Source organism: Acinetobacter sp. CFCC 10889, from assembly GCF_003268395.1.
In the GTDB taxonomy this organism is placed as follows: Bacteria; Pseudomonadota; Gammaproteobacteria; order Pseudomonadales; family Moraxellaceae; genus Acinetobacter.
The window spans coordinates 1-1160 of the sequence record NZ_LQXQ01000155.1; the positions used below are offsets into that span (position 1 = coordinate 1).

Annotated in this window: 2 protein-coding genes; one reads left to right on the top strand and one right to left on the bottom strand. The window is 39.1% G+C overall.

What is annotated here, in order from left to right:
* Window positions 1–201, bottom strand: a 201-nt coding sequence (locus AVJ19_RS21120) for a hypothetical protein (protein WP_111861432.1), incomplete at its 3' end; no start/stop codon positions are given.
* Window positions 202–412: 211 nt separating this feature from the next.
* Between AVJ19_RS21120 and mobQ the strand changes: the two genes are divergently transcribed.
* On the top strand, window positions 413–1160 hold a 748-nt coding region (mobQ, locus tag AVJ19_RS21125; RefSeq protein ID WP_162626690.1), incomplete at its 3' end, for a MobQ family relaxase.

Here is a 1160-nt window from a genome sequence, read left to right on the forward strand (position 1 = left end):
TTGCTGTTTAAACGATTCATCATTTTTTAATTTATTTAAAGCCCAAGCTCCCAGTAGAATTTTACGTCTCGTATCATCTTTACGTTGCTGATCAGAAACTTTCTTTTTTTCACGAGCAGCAATAGCTTGTTTTTGTGCTTTTAGTTGTCTTAATCGTTCTTCTTGCTTTGCAATTTTTTGCTCTAAAGTTTCAACACTCATACCATCACCATCTCAAGGAATCCCCCTCAAGCATAGGTCTGTTTGAATTGAAATTCAAGACAGCCCATGCTATCGTGGTTTTCCCGAAGGGCGCACTTAGCCATTGGATTTCATCCAATGGTGCGACAAGGGGTAAATCCCCTTTGTAATCCCCTGACCAACATATACATGTTGGTAATTTCGATAAATCGAAATAAAGAGCAAAAGCAAAATGGCGATATATCATTTTTCAGTTAAAACGATTAGTAGAGGTAATGGACGATCGGCCGTTGCTTGTGCTGCATATCGTTCAAGTGAAAAATTGGTATGCGATTTTTATGGAAAAGAACAAGACTACACAAGAAAAACTGGTGTCGAATTTACAAAAATCTATGCACCTGAAAATACAAATACTGAGTTACTCAAGCGCCAAACACTTTGGAATGAAGTCGAAAAGGTTGAACGTAGAAAAGATGCATTACTTGCAAGAGAGTTTGAGATTGCATTTCCCAGTGAGTTAAACGCTGAACAGCGTGAAAATATGCTCAATGAACTTTGCCGAAACCTCGTTAAAAAATACGGTGTCATCGTTGATGCTGCTATTCATGCACCTCATACAGACAGTGGAAGTGATGAACGCAACTACCATGCACACATCATGTTCACAACCCGAAGTATTAATGAGCAGGGTGGCTTTTCAGCAAAAAAATATAGGGACTTCAGTCGTGACAATGGCACAGAAACTGTAAGCCACTGGAGAGAATCATTTGCAGAGTTATGCAATCATCACCTGGAACAAAATGGATTTGATGAACGTGTCGATCACAGAAGTTATGAAGACCAGGAAAGTGACCTAGAAGCAACTCAGCACGAAGGTCCTCAAGCGACATACCTCCGGAGACGAGGGATATTTACAGAAATTAGTCTGAAAAATGATGAAATTAAGCTACGTAATTTAAAAATCAAAAAGGTCATCGCAC